Origin of the sequence: Tardiphaga alba (genome assembly GCF_018279705.1) — a bacterium.
Taxonomy (GTDB): domain Bacteria; phylum Pseudomonadota; class Alphaproteobacteria; order Rhizobiales; family Xanthobacteraceae; genus Tardiphaga; species Tardiphaga alba.
This window is the reverse complement of record NZ_CP036498.1, coordinates 1,016,282-1,036,988: the sequence shown is the minus strand read 5'-3', so window position 1 is coordinate 1,036,988 and position 20,707 is coordinate 1,016,282. Positions and strand designations below refer to the sequence as shown.

Here is a 20,707-nt window from a genome sequence, read left to right as displayed (position 1 = left end):
TCAGACCAAGGTCTTATGCATACCGTTGCGCACCTCAATTTGTGCTGGCAGCATATGGACGCCACTCAACGTCACAGGAGACGATCCGTTCCGTATTCACACCATCGATTTGGATTATTTTTTGACTTTCAGTGAAGGCGCGACACGAAGCGGCGCACATCATTTTAATCAGGCCGCTTCCAGCGCACAGGCTCGAGAGAAACGGCAGCCGCATTTCAAGGCTGCGACGACATTATTTCAGAAGCATCGGTGAGGATCTTTGCTCTCCCGTGCGGACATCATCATTTCGATCGCCTGGCTGATTGTCTTTTCGAGCAGCCTTGCGGCTCTTTGAACAGGACGTGACATGCTTTGGCATCGCTTTGACATCGGACAGAACTCGAATCTGTTTCGAGAATTCCTGGCGGCGTCCGCGTTGACCATTTTCTTGTCGATGGCCTCGCTTGCCTACTTCATCTCGCGCGAGCTGGAAAACAGCATGCTTGAAACCGCGGCTGACGAGGGCGCCATCCTGATCGATGGATTTCTAGGCCCATCTCTCCAAACGCTGGCTAGCTCTTCTCATCTGCAAAGCGACGCAATCGAGAAACTCGACAATCTCCTTAAGACCACCATGGGCGGACGAACCAAAGCGCTCAAAGTATGGCTACGCGACGGGACCCTTGTTTATGCGACCGACAAACGATTGGTCGGACAGAAATTCCCATCCGCGAAACTGGATGCAAGCTTTCAGGGAAAGAGCTTTGGCTCCTTCGCAAGCACCGACGACCAAGCCCACGAAACCGAGCGGCAGTTTCCAAAGCCTCTCGTCGAGATATATGCGCCAATCTATCGGGCGGGCACACGCGAGATCATTGCGGTCGGCGAGGTCTATAACAGCGGCGCTCGTCTCGCCGCAGAAGTCAGTGCGATGCGGTGGACCGCGGTTGGTATCGTCGGCAGCATGACGGCACCGATGATCGTTGCGCTTCTGCTGTTGGTGTGGCGCGCGAGCGGCGTTGTCAGGAACCAGCGGCATTATCTTCACAGCCGGATTCACGAAGCACGCTCACTTGCACATCAGAATGAACAGCTCAGGCAGGCGTCGGAAGCTATTCAACTGGCCGCCATGCACTCGAACGAGCAATTGCTCGGCCAGATTGGTCAGGACCTGCATGATGGACCCATCCAGCTGGTCAGCGTGCTCGCATTAAAACTGAGTGAACTCGGCGAAACGTCTTCGGCGACGAACAGCGGCTTGTTCGCCAACGTGACGACACTCACGAGCTCGATCCTCAAGGAGCTTCGCGAAATATCGACCGGACTTGTTCTGCCGGAGCTCGGTGGCCTCACTTGCACCGAAACGCTTGAGTTCGCCATCCGTCACCACGAGCGGAATACCGCTACCCTGGTCGAGTGCGATCTCGGCGCGATGTCATTCAAACCTGAGCCCGCGCTGCAGGTGTGTATGTTTCGCGTTCTTCAGGAGTGTCTCAACAACGCCTACACGCACGGCGCTGGTCGCGAGCAACGCGTAACCGCATCGGAAACTGCGTCCCTGATCACCATTGTGGTCAGCAACTCGGTTGCTTCTCAATCGGATGCAAAACCATCGTCAAGTCACCGGACGGGCCTGGGATTACCGGGTCTACGTCGGCGCGTCCTCGCTCACGGCGGCAGCTTTGTTGCGCAACTCAGCAACGGCCAAATGGTCGTGACGGTCGAGCTCCCGACGCGGGTTCTTCAGGAAGAGACGGCGGTACAAACGGCCGTCGCAATCTCGTAGTTAAGCGTAAGTTAAGTTCCATATTTACAAGGCTACGCACGCTGCTTAACCTGATCTTGCATAGTAGATATGCGCATTTGTTCATATTTGTTTTTATTGGTACCTCGGCGTTTGTGAGGATATGATGGAAATGATGTCCGTCGCTTTGGTCGACGATCATCCGCTAATGATTGAAGCTGTATCATCGTTGCTGGCGCGTTCCGGCGGGTTCGAGATAGTAGCCACGGGCGTAACGGCCAACGACGTGATCGATATTTGCGCGCGCGAGAAGCCGCAGGTCATTGTTGTGGACCTGAATATGCCGGGCGACATCTACTCGGCCATCGAGCAAGCTAGACGCGCCTCCCCCGACACGAAGGTCGTCGCGTTCACTGCGGCGACGGGCGTGGACCCTGCGATCAGGGCACTGGATTCGGGCGCAACCGGCTACGTGCTCAAGGGCAGCAGCTCGCGCGAACTTATCGAAGCCATTACAGCGGCAGATTCGGGCGAGACATATATTACGCAGCACTTTGCTAGTCGCGTGATCACAGCGCTGCGGGACTCGTCCTTGCGACGACGCGCCGCGGAGGCCGTTAAACTCAGCATTCGCGAGCAGCAGATCGTTCGCCTTCTTCTGCATGGAAAGACGAACAAGGAGATCGCATCGACGATTCGTATCAGCGAAAAGACCGTCAAACATTACATGACGCTGCTGATGCAGAAGCTCCATGTCCGCAATCGCCTGGAAGTCGTCATCGCCGCGCAGAAACTCGATGCGCGCACAATGTCGAATGCCCTCCATTCATAAGCGACTGCCGAGCCAAAATGCCCGGCCGCGTCTAGAAGACATGCACTGATCTTGAAGCTTCGATGCGAGATTGCTGAAGCGATGCCGCTCAAGGCATGAGCTGCCGCACGCTCAACGGCTGGCAGTATCATTGCAAATCTTGAAAAATGGCGCGCCAGTCAGAATAGAACTGCGAACTCTTATCATGATCGCGATCCTCATGCTGTGGCTAGCGGGTGCAGCCCTGATCGGCTCGCTCGGCTATGGCTACTGGACGCGGGGCGGTGACCTGCGCCTGTCAGAACCTGACCTTCACACCCGCATAGAAGGCGCGCGGCCGCGCCGGACTGACCGAGCGGGGGTCCGTGAACTCTGCACCGCCATTGGCGAAATTGGGCACCGAGTCGGTTTCGAAGAATGTGCCGTAGGTCGCGTAGCGCCGGTCGAGGATATTGTCGATGCGGGCAAACACCTGCACCGACTTGTCGATCTGATACGACGCATGCGCATTGAACACCGCATAGGACTCCAGCTTCGGCGCCTGGTTGGAATCGTCGCCGACGTAATACTGGCTGCTGACGAACAATGCGTCGCCTCCGACCTTGAAGGCGTCGGTCACCGCATAGTCGAACCCGGCCTTCACACGATGCCGCGGGATCGCCGGAATCTGGTTGCCGGGCAAGATCTGGATGTTGCCGTCTGCGTCCGCGAACGGACTGTTCGACCCGATCGCGAGCGCGTCGAGAAAGCGTGCATCGATGAAGGCATAGCTGGCATAGAGCTGGAGCGTCGGCGCACGCAACGTCACTTCCGCCTCGATGCCCTGCCGGCGCGTCGATCCGACATTCTGAAAATAGCCGTAGCCCTGCAGTACCGGGCTCGGGATCGCCAGAATGTCGTCGGCGTTCGTGGCCCGGAACGCGCCGAGCTTCCAGCCGAACGTGCCGAGATTCAGCTGGCTGCTGCCGCGCACGCCCGCCTCGATGGTGCGCGAGACGACCTGCTTGAGCGGCGGATCGGACACCAGAAACGCCGCCACGATGCAGGGATTCGCCGGATCCGCGCAGCCGAGCTCCAGCGGGGTCGGCGCGCGGTTGGCTTCCGAGTAGCCGGCATAGGCCGTCAGTCCCGGCGTGATCTTGTAGGTGCCGCCGATGATCGGATTGAAGCGGTTGAAGGTCTCGTTGCCATTGAGCGCGGTGCCGATCTGGTCTTCGAGCACGATCTGCGCCGTGTTGAAGCGACCGCCGCCAGTGATCGAGAAGGCGCTGGTGACGTCGAACGTATCCAGCGCATAGATGCCGCCATAGCGGTTGGTGGTGCGCAACGAGACCGGGCCGATCCCGACCGGCTCGCCGGACGGGCCGAGGAATATGCCGCTGCCGGTGACGACATAGTCGGGTCCGATGGTGCCGAGTTCGGCGCTTGCCGTGAAACGGCTGACGCTGGACGAATAGCTGGCGCCCACGACAAAGCGGTTGTCATGGCCGAACAGCTGATCGGTATTGGTCGCCTGGAGCGAACCGCCGATCGTGGTCGAGCGCGTCGTGGTACGGTCGTTCTCGCCGAGAACGGCGCCATCAGCGAACGGATTTGCGAGCTGCACGCCGTTCAGCCCGTTCGCCGGCGTATTGTCATCGTTGAAGCACAGTAGCGTCGGATCCTGACAACGCTCGACACCGGTCGGATTGCCGTCCTGCGTCTTGTTCCGGAAGAAGCGCAGATGCGCCGAGGCTTCCACCGTCCAAGTGGGCGTCGCCTCGGCCTTGCCGGTAAAATTGAGATAGCCGACGCGATTGTTTGCTGTCTGCGGCGTCGTATAGGTCGCGCCGTAACTCCGCTGCAGCAGCTCGACCGGCACCGTCGCCGCCGCGCCGAACTTGTTGTCAGCGACGCCCATATTGAGATGAAACTCGCTGCTGTCGCTGCGATAGCCGACATCGCCGTAGAAACGCCGGATGTCCGATGCCGAGAAATTGCGGAATCCCTTGTCATGCACGCCCTCGAGCGCGCCATAGACGGCGAATCCATCGACCTGCTTGCCCCATTGCGCCGAGCCCTGGATGCGGCCGAACGAGCCGCCCATCACGCTCAGCTCAGCGCCGTGATAGTTGAAGCCGTCCTTCATCTGGATATTGACCGCGCCGCCCAGCGCATTGAGGCCGAAGGCCGGATTGTTGGTGATCACGCTCACCGAGCGGATCGCCGCCGTCGGGATCAGGTCCCAGTTCACGGTGTCCCCGAAGGCCTCGTTGATCCGCACGCCGTTCTGATAGACCGCGAGTCCCTGCGGCGTGCCGGCCACCGGCGATGCGACGAAACCGCGAAACTGCAGATCGGGCTGGAATGGATTGCCGGCGACTTCGTTGATCAGTATCCCCGGCACCTGCTGTTGCAGGGCGTCGGTGACGTTGAGCGAATTGGTGCGTTCGATGGCGCGGGCATCGACATAATTGATACTCGCGGCCACCTTGCTGGAATCGATGCCGGACTGCGCGGTCGGCGTGGTCGGATACACATAGACCGTGCGCTGCTGCTGGACGACGCGCGGGGTGGCCTGACGGCGGGGACCGCGCTTGCTGGCGGCGGCGGGTGCCGACACGACCACCGCGGGCAGGACCTGCGCCTCGCCGGGCGGACTTTGCGCGATGGCACAGGTCGGTAACGGCAAAAGCCCTATCGGCAGCGAAGCGACGACCAGTACACGCACGCGCATCTGTTCCACCCCGTCCACATCGGCCGCTCTGCTGGCGCCGTTCGGTAGGCGGATACTAGCCTGCGGCAAGGGGACCGCTATCCGCAAAGTGTCGAAATCCTCCCGAGCTATTTTCCCGACAAGGTCGGGACAAATTCCCGATCCTGCAACGCGGGCGCATCCGACCACTGCTGCATCACGGGAATGATGGCCTCGACGATCACCCCATCGGCATCGGAGGTAATGGCCAGCGTCCCGCTCAAGGCCCAGACCCGTTCCCGCATGCCAAGCAGCCCGAGCCCGCCATTGCGGCTGCGATCGAGGCCGCGGCCATTGTCCTGTATGCGCACCGACACGCTGCCGTGCCCCGTCGTCGCGGCTTTCTGTTGCAGAGGCGTGATCGTCACAGTCACCTGTGTTGCCTGTGCGTGTCGGAAGACGTTGGTGAGCGCTTCCTGCACGAGGCGATAGGCGGTCAGTTCGGCGACCTCACCAAAGCGGGCGAGTTCTGGCGCGATGCGGGCTTCGATAACGACGTCCGGGCGGGATTCGCGCCACAGCCGCAGTAACACGCCGATAGCGCCGGCGAGGCCGAGATCTGTCAACCCGACCGGACGCAGCCGCTCGAGAATCCGGCGATTGAACTGCTGCAAGGCATCGACTTGCGTCAGAATGGCGGCACCGTGCTTCGACAGCGCCGCGTTGTCGGCTGGATCCTGGCCAGCCAGACGCATCAGCGCGCCGGCGTGGGCGCGCATGGCGAACAGATATGGCCCGAACTCATCATGCAGTTCGCGTGCGATCTCCTTGCGCTCCTGATCCTGCAGCGAAACGCTTCGCTCGGCCAGCCGTCGCCGGTCCTCGAGCACGCCGTCCAGCGTGACGGCGAGATGGTTGATCCTGGTGCAGAGCGCCGCGAGCTCTGGCGCTCCCGCAGGCGCGACGCGCGTCTGGTAGTTTCCCACCTCGATGTCGCCCATCGCCTGCGCCAGCGCATCAAGCGGCGCCAGCGCGCGCTTGATCACCAGACTCGTCACCGCGAACAGTGCCAATGCGACGATCAGGCCGAGCGCCAGTTGCGTGACGATCCCGTCCCAGATCTCCTGCATCTCGTCGTCGGGATGCGATGTAATCGTCAGCACTTCCCGCTTCCCGCCGATGGTGACCGACACCGGGACGGATGTCCGTTCCCGGTGGATCAGCGACACGAACCAGGATGGCGGAGAGCCCACAGCATCGTGCCGATCCCGGCTTTCGCTCTTCGCAGACGGCGCGCTTTCCTCACTTTGTCTGACGATGCTGACATGTCGCAGCCGGTTCAGATCGGCGACGATTTCATCGAGCCGCGCATCCGCATTTTGCGTGCCGCTGAGACTCGGTCCGATAGTTTCGATGAATTCGCGTGTCAGCCGGATGACGCTCTGATCCTCGGCCTCGACACGCGGCGCGGCATCTAGCGCCAGACGCGCGATATTGGCGATCAGACCGAGGGCCAGCACGACAGCCACGAGCAGATTGATACGGGCACGGAGCGACAGGTTCTGCCACATGAAAGCACTTCCACCAGCCGCACGACTGCCTGCTGCGACTATGAACTTGACAGCGAAATTCGACGGCGTTCATATCTCATCACATGCGACCTTCAGTTGCCAGTCGTGTCATTCCGAAGGCGCATGCTGGCGGCACCGCGATTTTTAGCGACATCGCAATGCAGCGCAGCAATCCGTTGCAGGCTTGAGACGTGTCGATATGAGACCTGCTGGCGAAATGTGCGGGAGCGCCCCATGCGCGTTCTGATCGTGGATGACCATCCCATCGTGACATCCGGGTGCCGCGCCGTGTTCGCAGATGATCCCGATATCGAGCTGCTGGAGGCTTCCGATGCAGCCAGCGGTGAGCAGGTTTTCCTGACCGGCGATCCCGATATCTGCATCATCGACATCAACCTGCCGACGGTTTCCGGATATGAACTGGCGCGCCGCATCCGGCTACGCGACGAAAATGCGCGCATCATCATGTTCAGCATGAATGACGACCCGGTGTTCGCCGCCCGCGCCATCGAGAGCGGCGCCAAGGGCTACGTCTCGAAGACGGGCGACCCGCATGATCTCCTCGAAGCGGTCTACGAAGTTGCGCGGGGCGGCGTGTATCTGCCATCTGCGATGGCGCGCAGCCTCGCCTTCGCGGGGCCGTCGCTCGCGCAAAGCCCTCTGGCGAAGTTGAATTCACGCGAAATGGAAATCCTGCGGCTGCTCGGCGCCGGCAAGAGCCTCGCCGAGATTGCATGGATGGTCCATGCCTCCTACAAGACAGTCGCCAATACATCTTCACTGATGCGGCAGAAGCTCGGAGTTCGCAGTTCGGTCGAGCTGGTGCGCTTCGCCATCGAGCGCGGCATCGCCTGACTTGATCGCGCCGGCTTCTGCAGCCTCGCATCGAACCGGCAGGGCCATGACCATGCAGACAGTTTCGCTCAATCGATCCTTCGGCGGCACGCAGGGCGTCTACAAGCATGCCAGCAGCGCGACCGGGACCGAGATGACGTTCTCGGTCTATGTCCCACCGCATCCGGACGGCGCAAAACTTCCCGTCGTCTGGTATCTGTCCGGCCTCACCTGCACCCATGCCAATGTGACCGAGAAAGGCGATTTCCGCGCTGCCTGTGCCGAACTCGGCCTGATCTTCGTTGCGCCGGACACCAGCCCCCGCGGGGCCGACGTTCCCGGCGATGCCGATAATGCCTATGACTTCGGGCTTGGCGCCGGCTTCTATGTCGATGCCACGCAAGAGCCTTACGCACGCAACTATCGCATGTGGACCTATGTCACGGAGGAATTGCCGGAACTCGTCGCCGCGCAGTTCCCTATCGATGGCAGCCGGCAGTCGATCCTCGGTCATTCCATGGGCGGACACGGCGCACTGACGATCGCGCTGCGTCACCCCGACCGCTATCGCGCGGGCAGCGCCTTCGCGCCGATCGTTGCACCGTCCCAGGTGCCGTGGGGCATCAAGGCACTCGGCGGCTATCTCGGCGATGACAAGGCTGCCTGGCGGAAACACGATGCAGTGTCGCTGATCGAGGACGGCGCAAGATTTTCCGAGTTCCTCGTTGATTACGGCGATGCCGACAATTTCCTGACCGAGCAGCTGCGGCCGGAATTGCTGCAACGCGCCTGCGAGACGGCCGGCATTCCGCTCACGCTGCGCCGCCAGCCCGGCTACGATCACAGCTACTATTTCATTTCGACCTTCATGGCCGATCATTTGCGCTGGCATGCAACGCGGCTCAAGGTTTGAGCTATTGTGCCAGCTGCGGCGCACCGTAATTCGGCGCGAGCAGGCGATTGCGCGCCAGATAGCTGACTGCCCGCGACCACGACTCGTCCGTGTTTCCGCGGAAGTCGGCATTCATGGTCGTCACCAGCCGCCCGGTGCGTGTGCTGCGCAGATATATCGTCATGTTGAGAATGAGGTTGGAGATCTTCTGCACGGTGCCTGTGATAGCGAGGTCCGCGCCGGCCTCCTGCGCCATCTGCACATCGCAGCCGCCGCAAGCCTGAAGATTTTTCTCATGCGCTGCAGCATTGAGCCGCGTCATGTCCAGCAATTCGAACCGGCCTGACTGCCGGAGCTGCTCGCGCAGCTGAGCGCTGATGCGCAGCAGCCTTTCGTGTTCGTCGTCGCGCGGCCCTTTCAGCTCGCCATCGAGACTCGTATCGACCAGTTCGAAGTCGAACACGGCAACTCTGGGCTCGGCGCCGTGAGCAGCAGTGGCAGCCACGAGTAACAATCCGGCCGTCGCCCACGCTTTCATCGCAGACCCCCGCATCGTCAAAATTCAACGCGACCTCGAAATCTCAGGTTGCAAGCTACGCCAATTGAGGCATGTTTCAAGCCAAGAAGCCCTTCGCGCGCGCCAAGCCCGGAAGGAGCATCGGGAGGATTCATGATTGGGTGGTTGATCGGCGCACTCGCTCTGTGCGCCGTGACGTCTCCTGCTCTGGCCGCAGATCCGGCAGTGATCGGCATCGGCTATCTCGGTCAGGCCGGCGTCAAGGCGACGCTCTCTTTCGTCGAACTGCCGTCGGACGATGATGGCATGGCCGGCGCACGGCTAGCCGTCGCGGATAACAACACCACCGGAAAGTTCCTGAACCAGCAGTTCAGACTCGACGAGGCGCGCCTCCGGGAAGGCAAGGATCCGGCCAGGGCGGCACGCGAACTCGCCAGTCGCAACTCCTTCATCATTGCCGATCTGCCTGCCGCTGCCTTGCTGGAAGCGGCGGACGCCGTGCGCGACGAAGGCACCGTGCTCTTCAATGTCGGTGCGAGCGATGACCGGCTGCGTGAAACCGATTGCCGCTCCAATGTCATCCACATCGCGCCAACCCGCTCCATGCTCGCCGATGCGCTGGCGCAATATCTGGTGTGGAAGCAGTGGAAGCGTTGGCTCCTGGTCACCGGCTCGCATGACAGCGACAAGCTCGAGGCCGACGCCTATCGCCGTGCCGCTGCGCGCTTCGGTGCCAAGATCGTGCAGGAGCGCGTGTTCGAGGATACAGGCGGCGCCCGCCGGACCGATAGCGGCGTGGCGCTGATCCAGAAGCAGATCCCCGTCTTCACGCAGCAGGCTCCCGCCTATGACGTCCTCATCGCTGCCGACGAGAGCGAAGTGTTCGCGTCCCACCTGCCCTATCGCACATGGGACGCACGACCGGTTGCCGGATCGGCGGGACTGCGGCCAGCTAGTTGGGATGCAGCGCAGGACCAATGGGGGCGATCCAGCTTCAGAACCGCTTCATGAAGCTCAACGCCCGCCGCATGACGGCACTGGACATGCAGGCCTGGCTCGCCACCCGCATGATCGGCGAAGCCGCATCGCGCGCCGGTTCCGGCGATGGCAAAGCCATTCTCGCCTTCTTGAAGTCGCCGGAATTTTCCATTGCCGGCTTCAAGGGCCAGCGACTGACCGTCCGCGATTGGAACCTGCAATTGCGCCAGCCGATCCTGCTGGTGGACGGGCGCATGGTCGTGTCTGTGTCGCCGCAGGAAGGTTTCCTGCACCAGTTCTCCGAACTCGACACGCTCGGGATCGATCGCCCCGAAAGCAAATGCAGGCTGCCATGATGATGCGTTCCGCGACGATGCGATGTATGTGCGTGATCGGCATCGCCATAGGTCTCGGCCGGGCGGAGCCTGCCGCAGCCTTCCTCGCCTATATCTCGAATGAAAAGAGCAACACCGTCTCGGTGATCGACACCGATAGCTGGACCGTCACCGCCACGATCAAGGTCGGCCAGCGCCCGCGCGGCATCGAGCTGACGCGCGACGGAAAGTCCGTTTTGGTAGCAGTCGGCGATGACGACACCGTGCAGGTGATCGACGTCGCCAGCCGGAAGGTCATCGACTCCCTGCCGTCCGGGCCGGATCCCGAACTCTTCACGCAGGATGCCGTCGGCAAGATTCTCTACATTGCCAACGAGAACGACAACACGGTTACCATCGTCGATATCGAGAAGCGCGCGCGTATCGGCGATGTGCAGGTCGGCGTCGAACCGGAGGGCATGGCGATCAGCCCGGATGGCAAGATCCTGATCAACACATCCGAAACCACCAACATGGCGCATTTCATCGACACGGCGACCCGCGAGATCGTCGCCAACGTGCTGGTGGATGCACGCCCGCGCTATGCCGAATTCAAGCGCGATGGCTCGGAACTATGGGTGTCGTCCGAGATCGGCGGCACCGTCTCGGTGATCGATCCGGCGAAGCGGGACGTCATCCACAAGATCACATTCGAGATCCCCGGCCTCAGGCGCGAAGCCATTCAGCCGGTCGGTATCGGCATGACAAAGGATGCGAAGACCGCCTTCATCGCGCTCGGCCCCGCCAACCGCATCGCCGTGGTCGATGTCGCCAGCCGCAAAGTGCTCAAATATCTGCTGGTCGGCCAGCGCGTGTGGCACGTCGCCTTCACGCCGGACGAAAAATATCTGCTAACCACCAATGGTGTCTCCAACGATGTCTCAGTGATTGATGTCGCCGCGCAGAAAGTGATCAAGACCATTCAGGTCGGCGAACTGCCCTGGGGCATCGCCATGGCGCGACCATGAGCGCCGTCGCCATCAAACAGGTCACGCCATCCCTGCAAGCGCAGGAGGTGACCATCCCGACGGTGCCTGCGCTGTCGGTCGCCGGAGTCGGCCACGCCTATGGCGATCGGCGCGCCTTGACGGATGTCTCGTTTGACGTGGCGCCGGGAGGCTTCACGGCCCTGCTCGGCCTCAATGGTGCCGGAAAGAGCACGCTGTTCGCGCTGATCACGCGGCTGTTTGCCGTTCGATCCGGGCGCGTCGCCGTGTTCGGCCACGACATCGGCGCCAATCCAGGCGATGCCCTGCGCGCGCTCGGCGTGGTGTTCCAGCCGCGCACGCTCGATCTCGAACTCTCGGTGATGCAGAACCTGCTCTATCATGCGGCGCTGCAGGGCATTCCGCGAAGCGACGCCCGCGTGCGCAGCGTCGAACTGCTCGAACGTATCGGACTTGCCGATCGGGCCAACGACAAGGTACGGGCGCTCTCGGGGGGCAGATGCGCCGTGTCGAGATTGCGCGCGCCTTGCTGCACCGGCCGCGACTGCTTCTCCTCGACGAAGCGACTGTCGGCCTCGATGTTCAGGCGCGCGCCGACATCATCGGGCATGTGCGGATGCTCGTGGCCGAGCAGGGCCTCGGCGTGCTCTGGGCAACCCATCTGTTGGACGAGGTTTCCGCGCAGGACGACCTCGTCGTGCTCCATCAGGGCCGCGTGCTGGCGCGGGGGCCGGTGCCGCACGTCCTGCGCGAGACCGGCGCCGCCGATCTCGCGACCGGCTTCCGCAGCCTCGTCGCCGCAGCGGATCGCAGGAGCGCCTCGTGAGCACGACCGCCATCACATCCGCGCCCACGCGCTTCAATATGAGCAGCTATCTGACATGCCTGAACGGCATCCTGTGGCGCGAGTCGCTGCGCTTCCTGCATCAGCGTGAACGTTTCGTATCCGCGCTGGTACGCCCGCTGGTCTGGCTGTTCATCTTCGCCGCCGGCTTCCGTCAGGTTCTCGGAATCTCGATCATCCCACCCTACGAGACCTATATCCTCTATGAAGTCTATATCGCGCCCGGCCTGATCGCGATGATCCAGCTGTTCAACGGTATGCAGTCGTCGCTATCCATGGTGTATGACCGCGAGACCGGGAATATGCGGACGCTGCTGGTCAGCCCGTTGCCGCGCTGGTTTCTGCTGCTGTGCAAATTGCTGGCGGGAACACTGGTGTCGCTGCTGCAGGTCTATGCGTTCCTGCTGATCGCATGGTTCTGGGACATCGCGCCGCCGCCGATCGGTTACCTGACGGTGCTTCCTGCGCTCATCCTTTCCGGGCTGATGCTGGGATCGCTCGGCATGCTGATCTCGTCGGGCATCCGGCAGCTTGAGAATTTTGCGGGCGTGATGAATTTCGTGATCTTCCCGATGTTCTTCGCATCGTCGGCGCTATATCCGCTGTGGCGCGTGCAGGAGGGAAGTCCGGCGCTGTACTCCCTCTGTCAGTTCAATCCCTTCACCCATGCCGTTGAGCTGATCCGCTTCGCGCTTTACGACAGGATGAACTGGCTGTCCCTCGCGGTGGTCGCCGGCTGTACCGCTGCATTCACCCTCGGCGCCATCATGGCTTACGATCCGGGCCGCGGCATCGCGCGCCGCGCCCCGGCGGGAGGCGACACGTGAAAAACAGAATGGCGATGATCGCAGCAGTCATAATGCTTGCCCATGGCGTCGCGCAGGCCGCTGATCCGCGATATCCGGACTGGCCATGCATCCAGGCCAAGGTGCCCGAGATTTCACTCCCCGCCGTGTGGGCCGGGCCGCCGATCGACGACGTTGCGAATGCCTGGAAGGAGGATGCTGAGGTTGTTGCACTGGTCGAGCAACTGGCCTCGCGCCGCGTTCCGATCGAACAGGCCAGGAAAGCTGCAGCCGACTTTCTCGCCCGATCGAACGACAAGGTGAAATTCGGCAAACTGGTCTTCGCCGGCCTGTTCGACAGCCTGAACGCACAACGCTCCGCGGTGTTGAACGGGCTGGAACGCGTGATGCGCAAGCAGCGGGATGCGGTGGAGAAAATCCGGACGGATACCGCCGCCCTGCAAGCGATCCAGGGCGCAGCATCGCCCGATCAGGCCCGGATCGATGAACTGAACAACCAGGTTCTGTGGGAAGCCCGCATCTTCGACGATCGCCGCCGCGTCGTCGCTTTTGTCTGCGAAGTGCCGACCATCATCGACCAGCGCCTGTTCGCGCTGAGCCGGACGATTCAGCAGGAAATGGAATAGCGCATTATTTCGCAGCAGCCCTCGGTTCGGGCTGCGCATCCACCAATGGCAGGCGCGCCTGCTCCCAGCCGTCCGTGCCGTCCGGAAACCAGGCAACACGGCTGTAGCCATAGGACACAGCCCGCTTCGCGGCGTTCCAGGACATCCAGCAATTGGCCTGACAATAGAAGACGAGCAGCGCGTCCTTGTTGCCGCCCGATGCGCGCGCGAGACCATCGCGAAAGTAGGTCTCGGATTCCGCAGCGAGCCTGCCGTAACCGGTATCGACCAGCCACAAGCTGCCGGGAATATTGTGACGCGGCCTGTCGCGCCAGATCGTTTCCGCAGGCAGGTTGGCCGGTTTCGGCGGGCGCGGCATCACATCGATGAAGGCACCGCGCCTGTCGCGCCAGATCGCCTCGGCCTCCGCCGTCGTTAATACACGCGCCCCGCGCAATGTCGGCGGCGTCGGCGCGCGATAGTCTTCGGTGCGATAAAGCTCGGGCTCGGCGACCATCTCCTGCGCACAGGCCGGCATCATCGCGAACATCTGAACGGCAATCGCAGCCGCAGCCCGCCGGGTCACGGCGCCTTTGCGGCGGACTCCGCGCCGATCGGGCGATTGTTCTCGTCGAGCAGCGGCACGCCGAAATCGAGCAGAACCTTGTTGATCGCCGGCTGGTTCTCCTGGATCAGGCGATTGAGCAGCCGCTTCCAGTTCTGGTCGCCCGCGCGAACGCCCATGCCGATCCGATAGACGAGCCGTGGTCCCGTCGTCTCCCTGACGAGCGGCGTGACATGCAGCGGCGGATCGGAGGTCTTTGCGTAAAAGCCGGCCATCGGCCCCCACAGCACCGCGGCATCGATGCTGCCTTCCGCCAGATCCTTGATCATCATTGCCGCCGACGAATCGATGCGCGTATCGATCACCAGCGGATACGGCCTGGCATTCACCATCAATCCGTTGACGGCCATATTCGTGGCGGGCGGCGTTCCGGCCACGATTCCGATGCGCTTGTCCTTCAGTCGCGCATCTTCGAGCGACGCGACATCTTCGAGCCCCGAACCGCGCTTGGACACCAGCGCATAGGAGGTTCGGTAGTAAGGATTCGTTCCCTGTGCGATATCGTCACCCTGCGGAAACCCCATGATGACATCGCAGCGATGGGCGCCGAGCGTCATCCGCACGAAGCCCGTCGCTTGCGGAAAGTACACGAAATCCAGCTTCTTCTGCAGCTTCGCTGCAAACAGCTCGGCAAGCTTGTTCTCGAAGCCTTCGCCCTTCTCGTTCGAGAACGGCATGTTGCGCGGATCGGCACAAACACGAAGCACGTGCGGGTCGATCAGTTCGACCGACAGATCACCGGTCGGCGCTGGCGCCGGCTGCGCGAGCGCGGCGGACAGGCCCGCGACAACCAGCGCACCGACGACGATTGCGCTTGTCGGCCATCGATAGGCAGCGACCCGTCCGGCATAATGTGACATGCGTCACCTGCGATTGCGCTTCACACGACATCCATGATTGCGGCGGAGGCTATGCTTCTCAATTTCGGCGTGCAAGATAGAATTCGTATTCGCCGATGTTGCGGCGCATGAACATCGCCGGGGATCGCGAGGAGAAGATGCATGCGATTTTGCATTGCGATGCTCACCGCATTGACAGCATCGATCGCGTCACCGTCGGTGCACGCGCAGGAGAGATCGCTTCCCGTCAGCGAGGTCGCGCCCGGCGTGTTCGTGCATGAGGGCCGCATGGCGTTGATGGCATCGGACAATGACGGCGCCATCGCGAATATCGGCTTCATCGTCGGCGAACAGGCTGTGGCGGTCATCGACACCGGCGGCAGTGTGCGCGAGGGACGCCAGTTGCGGGCAACGATCCGCGCCCGCACCGACAAGCCCATCCGCTACGTCATCAACACCCACGGTCATCCCGATCACCTGTTTGGAAACGCCGCCTTTGCCGCCGACGGGGTAGAGTTCGTGGGACATGCGCGGCTGCCGCAGGCGCTGGCGGCGCGCGGGCCGTTCTATCTCGAGGCCTTCCGGCGCAGCATGGGCGGCGATCTGATGGACGAGGTCCGCATCGTGCCGCCGACGCGGCTGGTGGACGGTTCGCTCACGCTCGACCTCGGCGCGCGGCCAATCATCGTCAAGGCATGGCCGGTCGCCCATAGCGACAGCGACGTCACGGTGTTCGATCCGGCGTCCAGAACATTGTTCGCCGGCGACCTCGTATTTGTCCGCCATATCCCGGTGATCGACGGCAGCATCAAGGCCTGGCTCAAGATCCTCGACGATCTGGCCGCGATCCCCGCCGAACGCGTCGTTCCCGGTCATGGCCCCGTCAGTCGATGGCCGGACGGGCTTGTGGCCGAAAAGCGGTATCTCGAAACACTCGCCGCCGATATCCGCCGCGATGTCATGGAGGGCAGGCCGATCGCGCGCGCAGCGGAACATGCAGCGGCGACCGAGCGCGGTAATTGGGAGCTTTTCGACGACTACAACATCCGCAACGCAACTGCAGCATACTCACAATTTGAATGGGAATAGGCGCGCGTTGCGCTAGGATAGTGTGCGTCGCTTCCCTTGGTGAGGATCGTGCCATGCCGGGAATCACTCTTCGCAATGCCTTCATCGTCGTCGTTCTGGGTTTGCTGGCCGCGCCGGCCATGGGTGCGGAGAAGGACGATCCGTGGCCCGGCCTGGTGCAGGATATCTTCGACAGCAAGCCGATGGATGACGGCAGCACGCTGATCGCGCTCGATATGCCGACACGCGCGGAGGACGCAGCCATCGTTCCGGTGACGCTGCGGATCAAGCCGGCAACGGATCCCGCTCAACGTATCGTCGCCATCACGCTGGTGATCGACGAGAATCCGGCGCCGATGGCCGCCAGGTTCACACTGGGCGCCGATGCGCGTGTGTCGGAGATCGCGACCCGCGTCCGCGTCAACAATTACACCAATGTCCACGCGGTCGCAGAAGCGAGCGATGGCAAGCTCTATATGGTGAAGACCTACGTGAAAGCCTCGGGTGGCTGCTCGGCCCCAGCCGCGAAGAATGCCGAGGAAGCCAAAGGACGGCTCGGCCAGATCCGCTACCGGCAGTTCACGAAGGCGGCGGATAGCGCGAATGGCGGCCCCCGCGATGCGCAGGTGATGATCGGCCATCCCAACAATTCCGGCCTGCAGATGGATCAGGTCACGCAGCTCTACGTCCCCGCCTTCTATGTCGACCGGCTGCAGCTCTGGCAGGACGACAGCCCCATCCTCGCGATGGAGGGCGGCATCTCGATCTCGGAAGACCCGAATATCCGCTTCACCTATGTCGCCAATGGCGCGAAGACCTTTCGCGTCGAGGCGAAGGACACCGAGGGCCACGTCTTCAAGAAGGAATGGAAGATCGACGGCAGCACGATGTAGCGATTTACGGCGTGGGCTAGAAGCACCTCACCTCTGCTTCGGCCTGCGCGCGTCGCACTTCGTTGACCGCACTCATCGCCTGCTCGGAGGTGCGGAATTGAGCGCTGAGATTGCCGCGCACCTGCGCCATGCTGAGCGCGGTTTCGGCAGTGATATAGCGCTGATACGGCACCAGCGATGCCACCACGTCGATCGAGCAGGAGCACTGTTCGATCGATTGCCGCGTTTCGCCATTCGCCTTCATGCAGCCGAACACATATTCGGCCCGCGTCGAGGTGGGATAGTCGTTCAGCTCTGCAGCGAAAGCCGCGCCCGGCCACGCGAGTGCAAGTGCGAAGGTGACGTTCCTCATATTCATGCTTCGTCTCACGAGCGCCTCTTGAAGCGAGCCGCGATTGCGCCTCAACTATACTAACCAAATTCGCCAGTTCAACGTGAACTGATCGGGAGGCGAGATGTTGCGGACATCAATCATGGCGGCGGTCCTGCTCGCGGCTGCCAGCGCGGCGCATGGACAAGGTAAGGCGGGAAAGGGCATCCGCCTCTGGAATCTGACCACCGCCACCATATCCAGCTTCCAGCTATCGCCTGCCGGGCAGGACAGATGGACAGCCAATCTGACACTGGCCGACAAGGACAAGGAGGTCGATCACGACGAACGGCTGCGGATTTCCGGCATCGAACCGGGGCGCTACGATGCCAAAGTCGGCTATCCCGACGGCCGGCAATGCATGGTGCGAAATATCGAGATCAAGGCCGATGCCGTGTTCGACATCGCCGACAAGGATCTGACGGACTGCAACAAACAGCGATAGCCGCGTGCCGCGGCGTCAGGCCCTGTCGTTGGGGCGCGGATATTCGCAGCGCCACTTCACGGCAGTCCATTTCGGGTGCTCGCCGACCCATTGCGCGATATAGGGCTGCGCCGCCATGGTGCATTGCTTGAGCGAGAAATCCGCCGCGAACACCAGATTTCGCTCCTCGCAGGTGTTGGGCGACATCACCGCACAGACCGTCATTACCAGATTGATGGTATTCATTGAACCTATCCCGGATCGTTCGAAGTCTATCATCTCGAATACGCAACCGGCAGCCTGAAGTTTCGCCACATCGGCCGTCAGAAATTCACGCCGTAGACCAGCCGCGCCTGATGGCGTTCAAAATTGACCAGATCGAGCGCCGAACCGCCCCCGTCCGGACGCCCCCAGGCCTGCGTGCTCCAGCTCGCGGTCAGGCGTGTCCGTGGCGATAGCTGGACGTAGGCAGTCGGGCCGACAAACAATGTCTGCCCGGCCAGTTCGTTGAGGCCCACCCCCTCGTATCGACGCAGATAGCGCGCCTCGCCGCCGAGCAGAACGCCGGCGCGCACCTGCACCATCATGCCGAGCGAGACGCCGAGAACGGATTCCCGCTCCATGCGCCCGGTGTCGGCGAAACGCGTCCACTCCGGCTGGTAGAGAAAATTGACCGCACCGATGAAGCCCGGAGCGACCTCCCGGTCGAAAGCCAGCCTCAGCCCCGCACCCAGCCCGTTCACCCGCTGCGCGCGTCCTTCATCGAGCCGGCTGACATCGCCGCCGAATGCCAGGGTCATCCCCACCGGCGCGGCCTCGCGATCGAGCAGGCGATAGCGAATATCGACCGATGCGCCCTGCCAGGCAAAACCGCGCCGATCCGCGACACCCGGAATGCCGGCCAGATCATAGGCCGAAATGCTGCTACCGAGTTCGATGCGGATATCGCGTGCCGGCACCAGTTCGAGCTCGAATTCCTGCTCGCCGACGCGATAGCGGCCGCCGCTCTTGCCGGAGCGTCCGGTGGTTTCGCTCTGGAATTCGCGCTCGCCGACCTGGCCGATATCGCTGCCGATCATGAACGCGAAAATATGCTCCGTGTCGATGTAACCGGCGAACGCGCATGACGGAACGAGCATCGCCGTCGCAACAATAACGCCCCGGATCGCCGTGACCATGCGCGCTTTCTGCATTCGGCCCTGCTTGCATCTATCGACGAGACATCCGCGCAATCACTTTGTGCTGTCACCGGCGAATGCCGCACGGGATTTCCTTGAACAGCTCATCAAGATCGGCTGCTATCGAACCGCGACTTGATACGACAACATCCACTTCAGGGAAGGACAGGTCAATGGCGCGTCTTCTCGTGCTCTACAAGACACCGAAAAATCCCGAAGCCTTCGACAAGTATTATCGAACAGTGCACATCCCCTTGGCCAGGAAGGTCCCGGGCTGAAACGCTATGATATCAGCAAGGCACCGTCGGAACGCCGGCCGGTGATAGCGACATCCACCTCGTCGCTGCGCTCGATTTTGAATCGGCGGCTGCCTTGAAGCTTGGCCTCGCCTCGCCCGAAGGACAGGCAGCCGCAGGCGATCTCGCCAACTTCGCAGATGGCGGCGCGGATCTTCTGATTTTCGAGACAGAAACCGTCTGAACGAATCTCGATCGCCACTGCCGGCCGCCGACCGAGGCCTGCGAGCCGGGAGAGATCGATCTGGATGATCGTTCTGTTACTTACGTGCGCGCAAGCGTACATGTTGATTTCCATGCCGACTTGCACTTCCACGATCTTCGGAGCTTTCCAACTCATCTTGGTCTCCTCGGAATATGGCGAACATCGCGCTCGATCACGATAGTCACGGAAGCGAGATATTTCAACGTCACGTCTTTTGGTTGCGACGTTAAGTCTTCAGCGCAGATGCACCGCAACTAAAGTTGCCGCGTGACCACCGACGGCAAGCCGCCATGCTGGGCGCGGTGGATCGCGGAAGGAACGATGCCGAAATACTTCCGGAACACGCGGCTGAAATGCGACGAACTGGAGAAGCCCCACGAGAAGGCCACATCCGTGATCGTTTGCCGCCCTGGCTCCGAGTTCCTGCGGCAATTCTGCAGCCGTGTCTGCCAGATATAGTCGCTCACGGTGATCCACGATCGCTGAACAACATATGCAGGTAACGTTTGGTGCACTGCAGTGCCGTCGAGATCTGGTCGATGCTTAGTTCGGGATCGCGCAGATGTTCGCGGATGAAGGCCTGCGCCCGGATATACATCGCTTCCGGGCCGACGCGATCCAACGTCGTCTCTGCTTCGCGCAGCGGCATCAGCAGCATGTCGATCAATGAATCGGCAACGCCGCTGGCATTCTGCGGCGACAGCTTTGCCGCCTCAATGAAGGTGGCCTGCATGAAATCATGTGCGATACGGCCGTTCCAACGCGCGACGACACCTTGCATGCAATGACATTGCCATTGCCGAGCCCTCGCTCGCGCAAAAGCTCTTTCGGCACGATGACGACGTCATGACGCGTGAAGGCCGGGCTGATGATCGTATGCGGACATGACACGTCGTAGACGAGACAATCGCCAGGGCCGATCTCGATACGGCGGCCATCCTGTTCGAAATGCGAGATGCCATGCGTCTGGAACAGGATTTTCACATAGGGATGTTCGGTGTTGCGGATGCGCGAGGCGGCATGGCCGATCCGGTGAGGGCTTGCCTCGATCTGGCACAGCTTCAGCCGCGACACCGACGTGTAATTGACCAGTCCGTCGAATGTCGGCGCATCCAGCGGATCGATGTCAAAACGCCCGCACAGATCGGTCAGTGCATCTGACCAAAGCTGAATCTGTTTCACGGTCGTCAGGCGGAGGTGGTGAGCGAACCAAGACTTTCGGACATGAGTCAG

21 protein-coding genes and 4 pseudogenes are annotated in these 20,707 nt (G+C 61.8%); 13 read left to right on the top strand and 12 right to left on the bottom strand.

Translation table 11 applies throughout. The features are described 5' to 3' along the window. Window positions 1–346: 346 nt before the first annotated feature. Window positions 347–1,765 carry a sensor histidine kinase gene (locus RPMA_RS04935; RefSeq protein ID WP_211911789.1) on the top strand — a complete coding sequence of 473 codons (1,419 nt, stop codon included), beginning with the start codon at window positions 347–349 and terminating at the stop codon, window positions 1,763–1,765. A 130-nt stretch (window positions 1,766–1,895) separates the two neighbouring features. Beyond that, window positions 1,896–2,555, top strand: a complete 660-nt coding sequence (locus tag RPMA_RS04930; RefSeq protein WP_328516558.1) for a response regulator transcription factor — start codon at window positions 1,896–1,898, stop codon at window positions 2,553–2,555. Window positions 2,556–2,832: 277 nt separating this feature from the next. On the opposite strand, the gene RPMA_RS04925 is transcribed toward RPMA_RS04930, so the two are convergent. Further along, the gene (locus tag RPMA_RS04925; RefSeq protein ID WP_211911787.1) at window positions 2,833–5,250 is read right to left on the bottom strand and encodes a TonB-dependent receptor; all 2,418 of its coding nucleotides are present in this window, start codon (window positions 5,248–5,250) and stop codon (window positions 2,833–2,835) included. Window positions 5,251–5,357: 107 nt separating this feature from the next. Further along, on the bottom strand, window positions 5,358–6,779 hold the full coding sequence (locus RPMA_RS04920; RefSeq protein ID WP_211911786.1) for a histidine kinase: 1,422 nt from the start codon (window positions 6,777–6,779) through the stop codon (window positions 5,358–5,360). 234 nt (window positions 6,780–7,013) lie between these two features. On the opposite strand from RPMA_RS04920, the gene RPMA_RS04915 reads away from it, so the two are divergent. Together RPMA_RS04915 and fghA are read left to right on the top strand one after the other, a co-directional pair. Next, entirely contained in the window at window positions 7,014–7,634 is a 621-nt protein-coding gene (locus tag RPMA_RS04915) for a response regulator transcription factor (protein WP_211911785.1), read from the top strand. Between the two features lie 46 nt (window positions 7,635–7,680). Further along, window positions 7,681–8,526: an S-formylglutathione hydrolase gene (gene fghA / locus RPMA_RS04910; protein ID WP_211911784.1), complete on the top strand. Its 846-nt coding sequence runs from the start codon at window positions 7,681–7,683 to the stop codon at window positions 8,524–8,526. Between the two features lies 1 nt (window position 8,527). Here the strand turns inward: fghA and RPMA_RS04905 are convergent, their stop codons facing one another. Then, complete coding sequence (locus tag RPMA_RS04905; RefSeq protein WP_249225554.1) at window positions 8,528–9,010, bottom strand: DUF3280 domain-containing protein; 483 nt, start codon at window positions 9,008–9,010, stop codon at window positions 8,528–8,530. Window positions 9,011–9,175: 165 nt separating this feature from the next. On the opposite strand from RPMA_RS04905, the pseudogene RPMA_RS04900 reads away from it, so the two are divergent. From RPMA_RS04900 to RPMA_RS04875, 5 genes and pseudogenes are all read left to right on the top strand, one after another. Next, window positions 9,176–10,356 (top strand): annotated as a pseudogene (locus RPMA_RS04900) (ABC transporter substrate-binding protein). A gap of 17 nt (window positions 10,357–10,373) precedes the next feature. Further along, window positions 10,374–11,342, top strand: coding sequence for a YVTN family beta-propeller repeat protein (locus tag RPMA_RS04895; protein ID WP_249225693.1), 969 nt, complete (start codon window positions 10,374–10,376; stop codon window positions 11,340–11,342). Between the two features lie 11 nt (window positions 11,343–11,353). Then, a pseudogene (locus RPMA_RS27955) lies at window positions 11,354–12,147 on the top strand (ABC transporter ATP-binding protein). A gap of 38 nt (window positions 12,148–12,185) precedes the next feature. Further along, a complete protein-coding gene (locus RPMA_RS04880) occupies window positions 12,186–12,992 on the top strand; it encodes an ABC transporter permease (protein ID WP_211913434.1) in 807 nt (268 codons plus the stop codon). A gap of 14 nt (window positions 12,993–13,006) precedes the next feature. After that, window positions 13,007–13,597: a hypothetical protein gene (locus tag RPMA_RS04875; protein WP_408056538.1), complete on the top strand. Its 591-nt coding sequence runs from the start codon at window positions 13,007–13,009 to the stop codon at window positions 13,595–13,597. Between the two features lie 4 nt (window positions 13,598–13,601). Here the strand turns inward: RPMA_RS04875 and RPMA_RS04870 are convergent, their stop codons facing one another. After that, entirely contained in the window at window positions 13,602–14,126 is a 525-nt protein-coding gene (locus tag RPMA_RS04870; protein WP_211913432.1) for a PQQ-dependent catabolism-associated CXXCW motif protein, read from the bottom strand. A 32-nt stretch (window positions 14,127–14,158) separates the two neighbouring features. Next, window positions 14,159–15,061: a substrate-binding domain-containing protein gene (locus RPMA_RS04865; protein WP_211911781.1), complete on the bottom strand. Its 903-nt coding sequence runs from the start codon at window positions 15,059–15,061 to the stop codon at window positions 14,159–14,161. 159 nt (window positions 15,062–15,220) lie between these two features. Between RPMA_RS04865 and RPMA_RS04860 the strand changes: the two genes are divergently transcribed. Next, complete coding sequence (locus RPMA_RS04860; protein WP_249225692.1) at window positions 15,221–16,129, top strand: quinoprotein relay system zinc metallohydrolase 2; 909 nt, start codon at window positions 15,221–15,223, stop codon at window positions 16,127–16,129. A 53-nt stretch (window positions 16,130–16,182) separates the two neighbouring features. Continuing rightward, window positions 16,183–17,001: a quinoprotein dehydrogenase-associated SoxYZ-like carrier gene (locus RPMA_RS04855; protein ID WP_211911779.1), complete on the top strand. Its 819-nt coding sequence runs from the start codon at window positions 16,183–16,185 to the stop codon at window positions 16,999–17,001. A gap of 16 nt (window positions 17,002–17,017) precedes the next feature. Here RPMA_RS04855 and RPMA_RS04850 read toward each other — a convergent pair whose 3' ends face one another. Next, on the bottom strand, window positions 17,018–17,359 hold the full coding sequence (locus tag RPMA_RS04850; protein WP_408056506.1) for a hypothetical protein: 342 nt from the start codon (window positions 17,357–17,359) through the stop codon (window positions 17,018–17,020). Window positions 17,360–17,456: 97 nt separating this feature from the next. Between RPMA_RS04850 and RPMA_RS04845 the strand changes: the two genes are divergently transcribed. Continuing rightward, entirely contained in the window at window positions 17,457–17,816 is a 360-nt protein-coding gene (locus RPMA_RS04845) for a hypothetical protein (protein ID WP_211911778.1), read from the top strand. A 15-nt stretch (window positions 17,817–17,831) separates the two neighbouring features. On the opposite strand, the gene RPMA_RS04840 is transcribed toward RPMA_RS04845, so the two are convergent. Together RPMA_RS04840 and RPMA_RS04835 are read right to left on the bottom strand one after the other, a co-directional pair. Beyond that, window positions 17,832–18,041 carry a hypothetical protein gene (locus tag RPMA_RS04840; protein ID WP_211911777.1) on the bottom strand — a complete coding sequence of 70 codons (210 nt, stop codon included), beginning with the start codon at window positions 18,039–18,041 and terminating at the stop codon, window positions 17,832–17,834. 77 nt (window positions 18,042–18,118) lie between these two features. Further along, window positions 18,119–18,988 carry a hypothetical protein gene (locus RPMA_RS04835; RefSeq protein ID WP_249225552.1) on the bottom strand — a complete coding sequence of 290 codons (870 nt, stop codon included), beginning with the start codon at window positions 18,986–18,988 and terminating at the stop codon, window positions 18,119–18,121. Window positions 18,989–19,146: 158 nt separating this feature from the next. Here RPMA_RS04835 and RPMA_RS04830 point away from each other — a divergent pair. After that, a pseudogene (locus RPMA_RS04830) lies at window positions 19,147–19,453 on the top strand (EthD family reductase). 87 nt (window positions 19,454–19,540) lie between these two features. Here RPMA_RS04830 and pqqA read toward each other — a convergent pair. The 4 genes and pseudogenes from pqqA to RPMA_RS28700 all read right to left on the bottom strand — a co-directional run. Then, window positions 19,541–19,609, bottom strand: a pseudogene (gene pqqA / locus RPMA_RS28315) (pyrroloquinoline quinone precursor peptide PqqA); the annotation flags it as partial. Between the two features lie 119 nt (window positions 19,610–19,728). Further along, window positions 19,729–19,941 carry a helix-turn-helix domain-containing protein gene (locus RPMA_RS28710; RefSeq protein ID WP_456243458.1) on the bottom strand — a complete coding sequence of 71 codons (213 nt, stop codon included), beginning with the start codon at window positions 19,939–19,941 and terminating at the stop codon, window positions 19,729–19,731. Beyond that, the gene (locus RPMA_RS28705) at window positions 19,938–20,141 is read right to left on the bottom strand and encodes a hypothetical protein (protein WP_456243457.1); all 204 of its coding nucleotides are present in this window, start codon (window positions 20,139–20,141) and stop codon (window positions 19,938–19,940) included. Before RPMA_RS28705 ends, RPMA_RS28710 begins: the two co-directional genes overlap by 4 nt. Continuing rightward, complete coding sequence (locus RPMA_RS28700) at window positions 20,138–20,656, bottom strand: cupin domain-containing protein (RefSeq protein WP_456243456.1); 519 nt, start codon at window positions 20,654–20,656, stop codon at window positions 20,138–20,140. The genes RPMA_RS28705 and RPMA_RS28700 overlap by 4 nt, the downstream gene beginning before the upstream one ends. Window positions 20,657–20,707: the final 51 nt, after the last annotated feature.

What these genes read in the sequence shown, in the direction of transcription:
- RPMA_RS04935 (WP_211911789.1), top strand. Translation starts at nt 347, where the DNA reads ATGCTTTGGCATCGCTTTGACATCGGACAGAACTCGAATCTGTTTCGA.
- RPMA_RS04930 (WP_328516558.1), top strand. Translation starts at nt 1,896, where the DNA reads ATGATGTCCGTCGCTTTGGTCGACGATCATCCGCTAATGATTGAAGCT.
- RPMA_RS04925 (WP_211911787.1), bottom strand. Translation starts at nt 5,250, where the DNA reads ATGCGCGTGCGTGTACTGGTCGTCGCTTCGCTGCCGATAGGGCTTTTG.
- RPMA_RS04920 (WP_211911786.1), bottom strand. Translation starts at nt 6,779, where the DNA reads ATGTGGCAGAACCTGTCGCTCCGTGCCCGTATCAATCTGCTCGTGGCT.
- RPMA_RS04915 (WP_211911785.1), top strand. Translation starts at nt 7,014, where the DNA reads ATGCGCGTTCTGATCGTGGATGACCATCCCATCGTGACATCCGGGTGC.
- fghA (WP_211911784.1), top strand. Translation starts at nt 7,681, where the DNA reads ATGACCATGCAGACAGTTTCGCTCAATCGATCCTTCGGCGGCACGCAG.
- RPMA_RS04895 (WP_249225693.1), top strand. Translation starts at nt 10,374, where the DNA reads ATGCGATGTATGTGCGTGATCGGCATCGCCATAGGTCTCGGCCGGGCG.
- RPMA_RS04880 (WP_211913434.1), top strand. Translation starts at nt 12,186, where the DNA reads ATGAGCAGCTATCTGACATGCCTGAACGGCATCCTGTGGCGCGAGTCG.
- RPMA_RS04875 (WP_408056538.1), top strand. Translation starts at nt 13,007, where the DNA reads ATGATCGCAGCAGTCATAATGCTTGCCCATGGCGTCGCGCAGGCCGCT.
- RPMA_RS04870 (WP_211913432.1), bottom strand. Translation starts at nt 14,126, where the DNA reads ATGTTCGCGATGATGCCGGCCTGTGCGCAGGAGATGGTCGCCGAGCCC.
- RPMA_RS04865 (WP_211911781.1), bottom strand. Translation starts at nt 15,061, where the DNA reads ATGTCACATTATGCCGGACGGGTCGCTGCCTATCGATGGCCGACAAGC.
- RPMA_RS04860 (WP_249225692.1), top strand. Translation starts at nt 15,221, where the DNA reads ATGCTCACCGCATTGACAGCATCGATCGCGTCACCGTCGGTGCACGCG.
- RPMA_RS04855 (WP_211911779.1), top strand. Translation starts at nt 16,183, where the DNA reads ATGCCGGGAATCACTCTTCGCAATGCCTTCATCGTCGTCGTTCTGGGT.
- RPMA_RS04850 (WP_408056506.1), bottom strand. Translation starts at nt 17,359, where the DNA reads ATGAATATGAGGAACGTCACCTTCGCACTTGCACTCGCGTGGCCGGGC.
- RPMA_RS04845 (WP_211911778.1), top strand. Translation starts at nt 17,457, where the DNA reads ATGTTGCGGACATCAATCATGGCGGCGGTCCTGCTCGCGGCTGCCAGC.
- RPMA_RS04840 (WP_211911777.1), bottom strand. Translation starts at nt 18,041, where the DNA reads ATGAATACCATCAATCTGGTAATGACGGTCTGTGCGGTGATGTCGCCC.
- RPMA_RS04835 (WP_249225552.1), bottom strand. Translation starts at nt 18,988, where the DNA reads ATGCAGAAAGCGCGCATGGTCACGGCGATCCGGGGCGTTATTGTTGCG.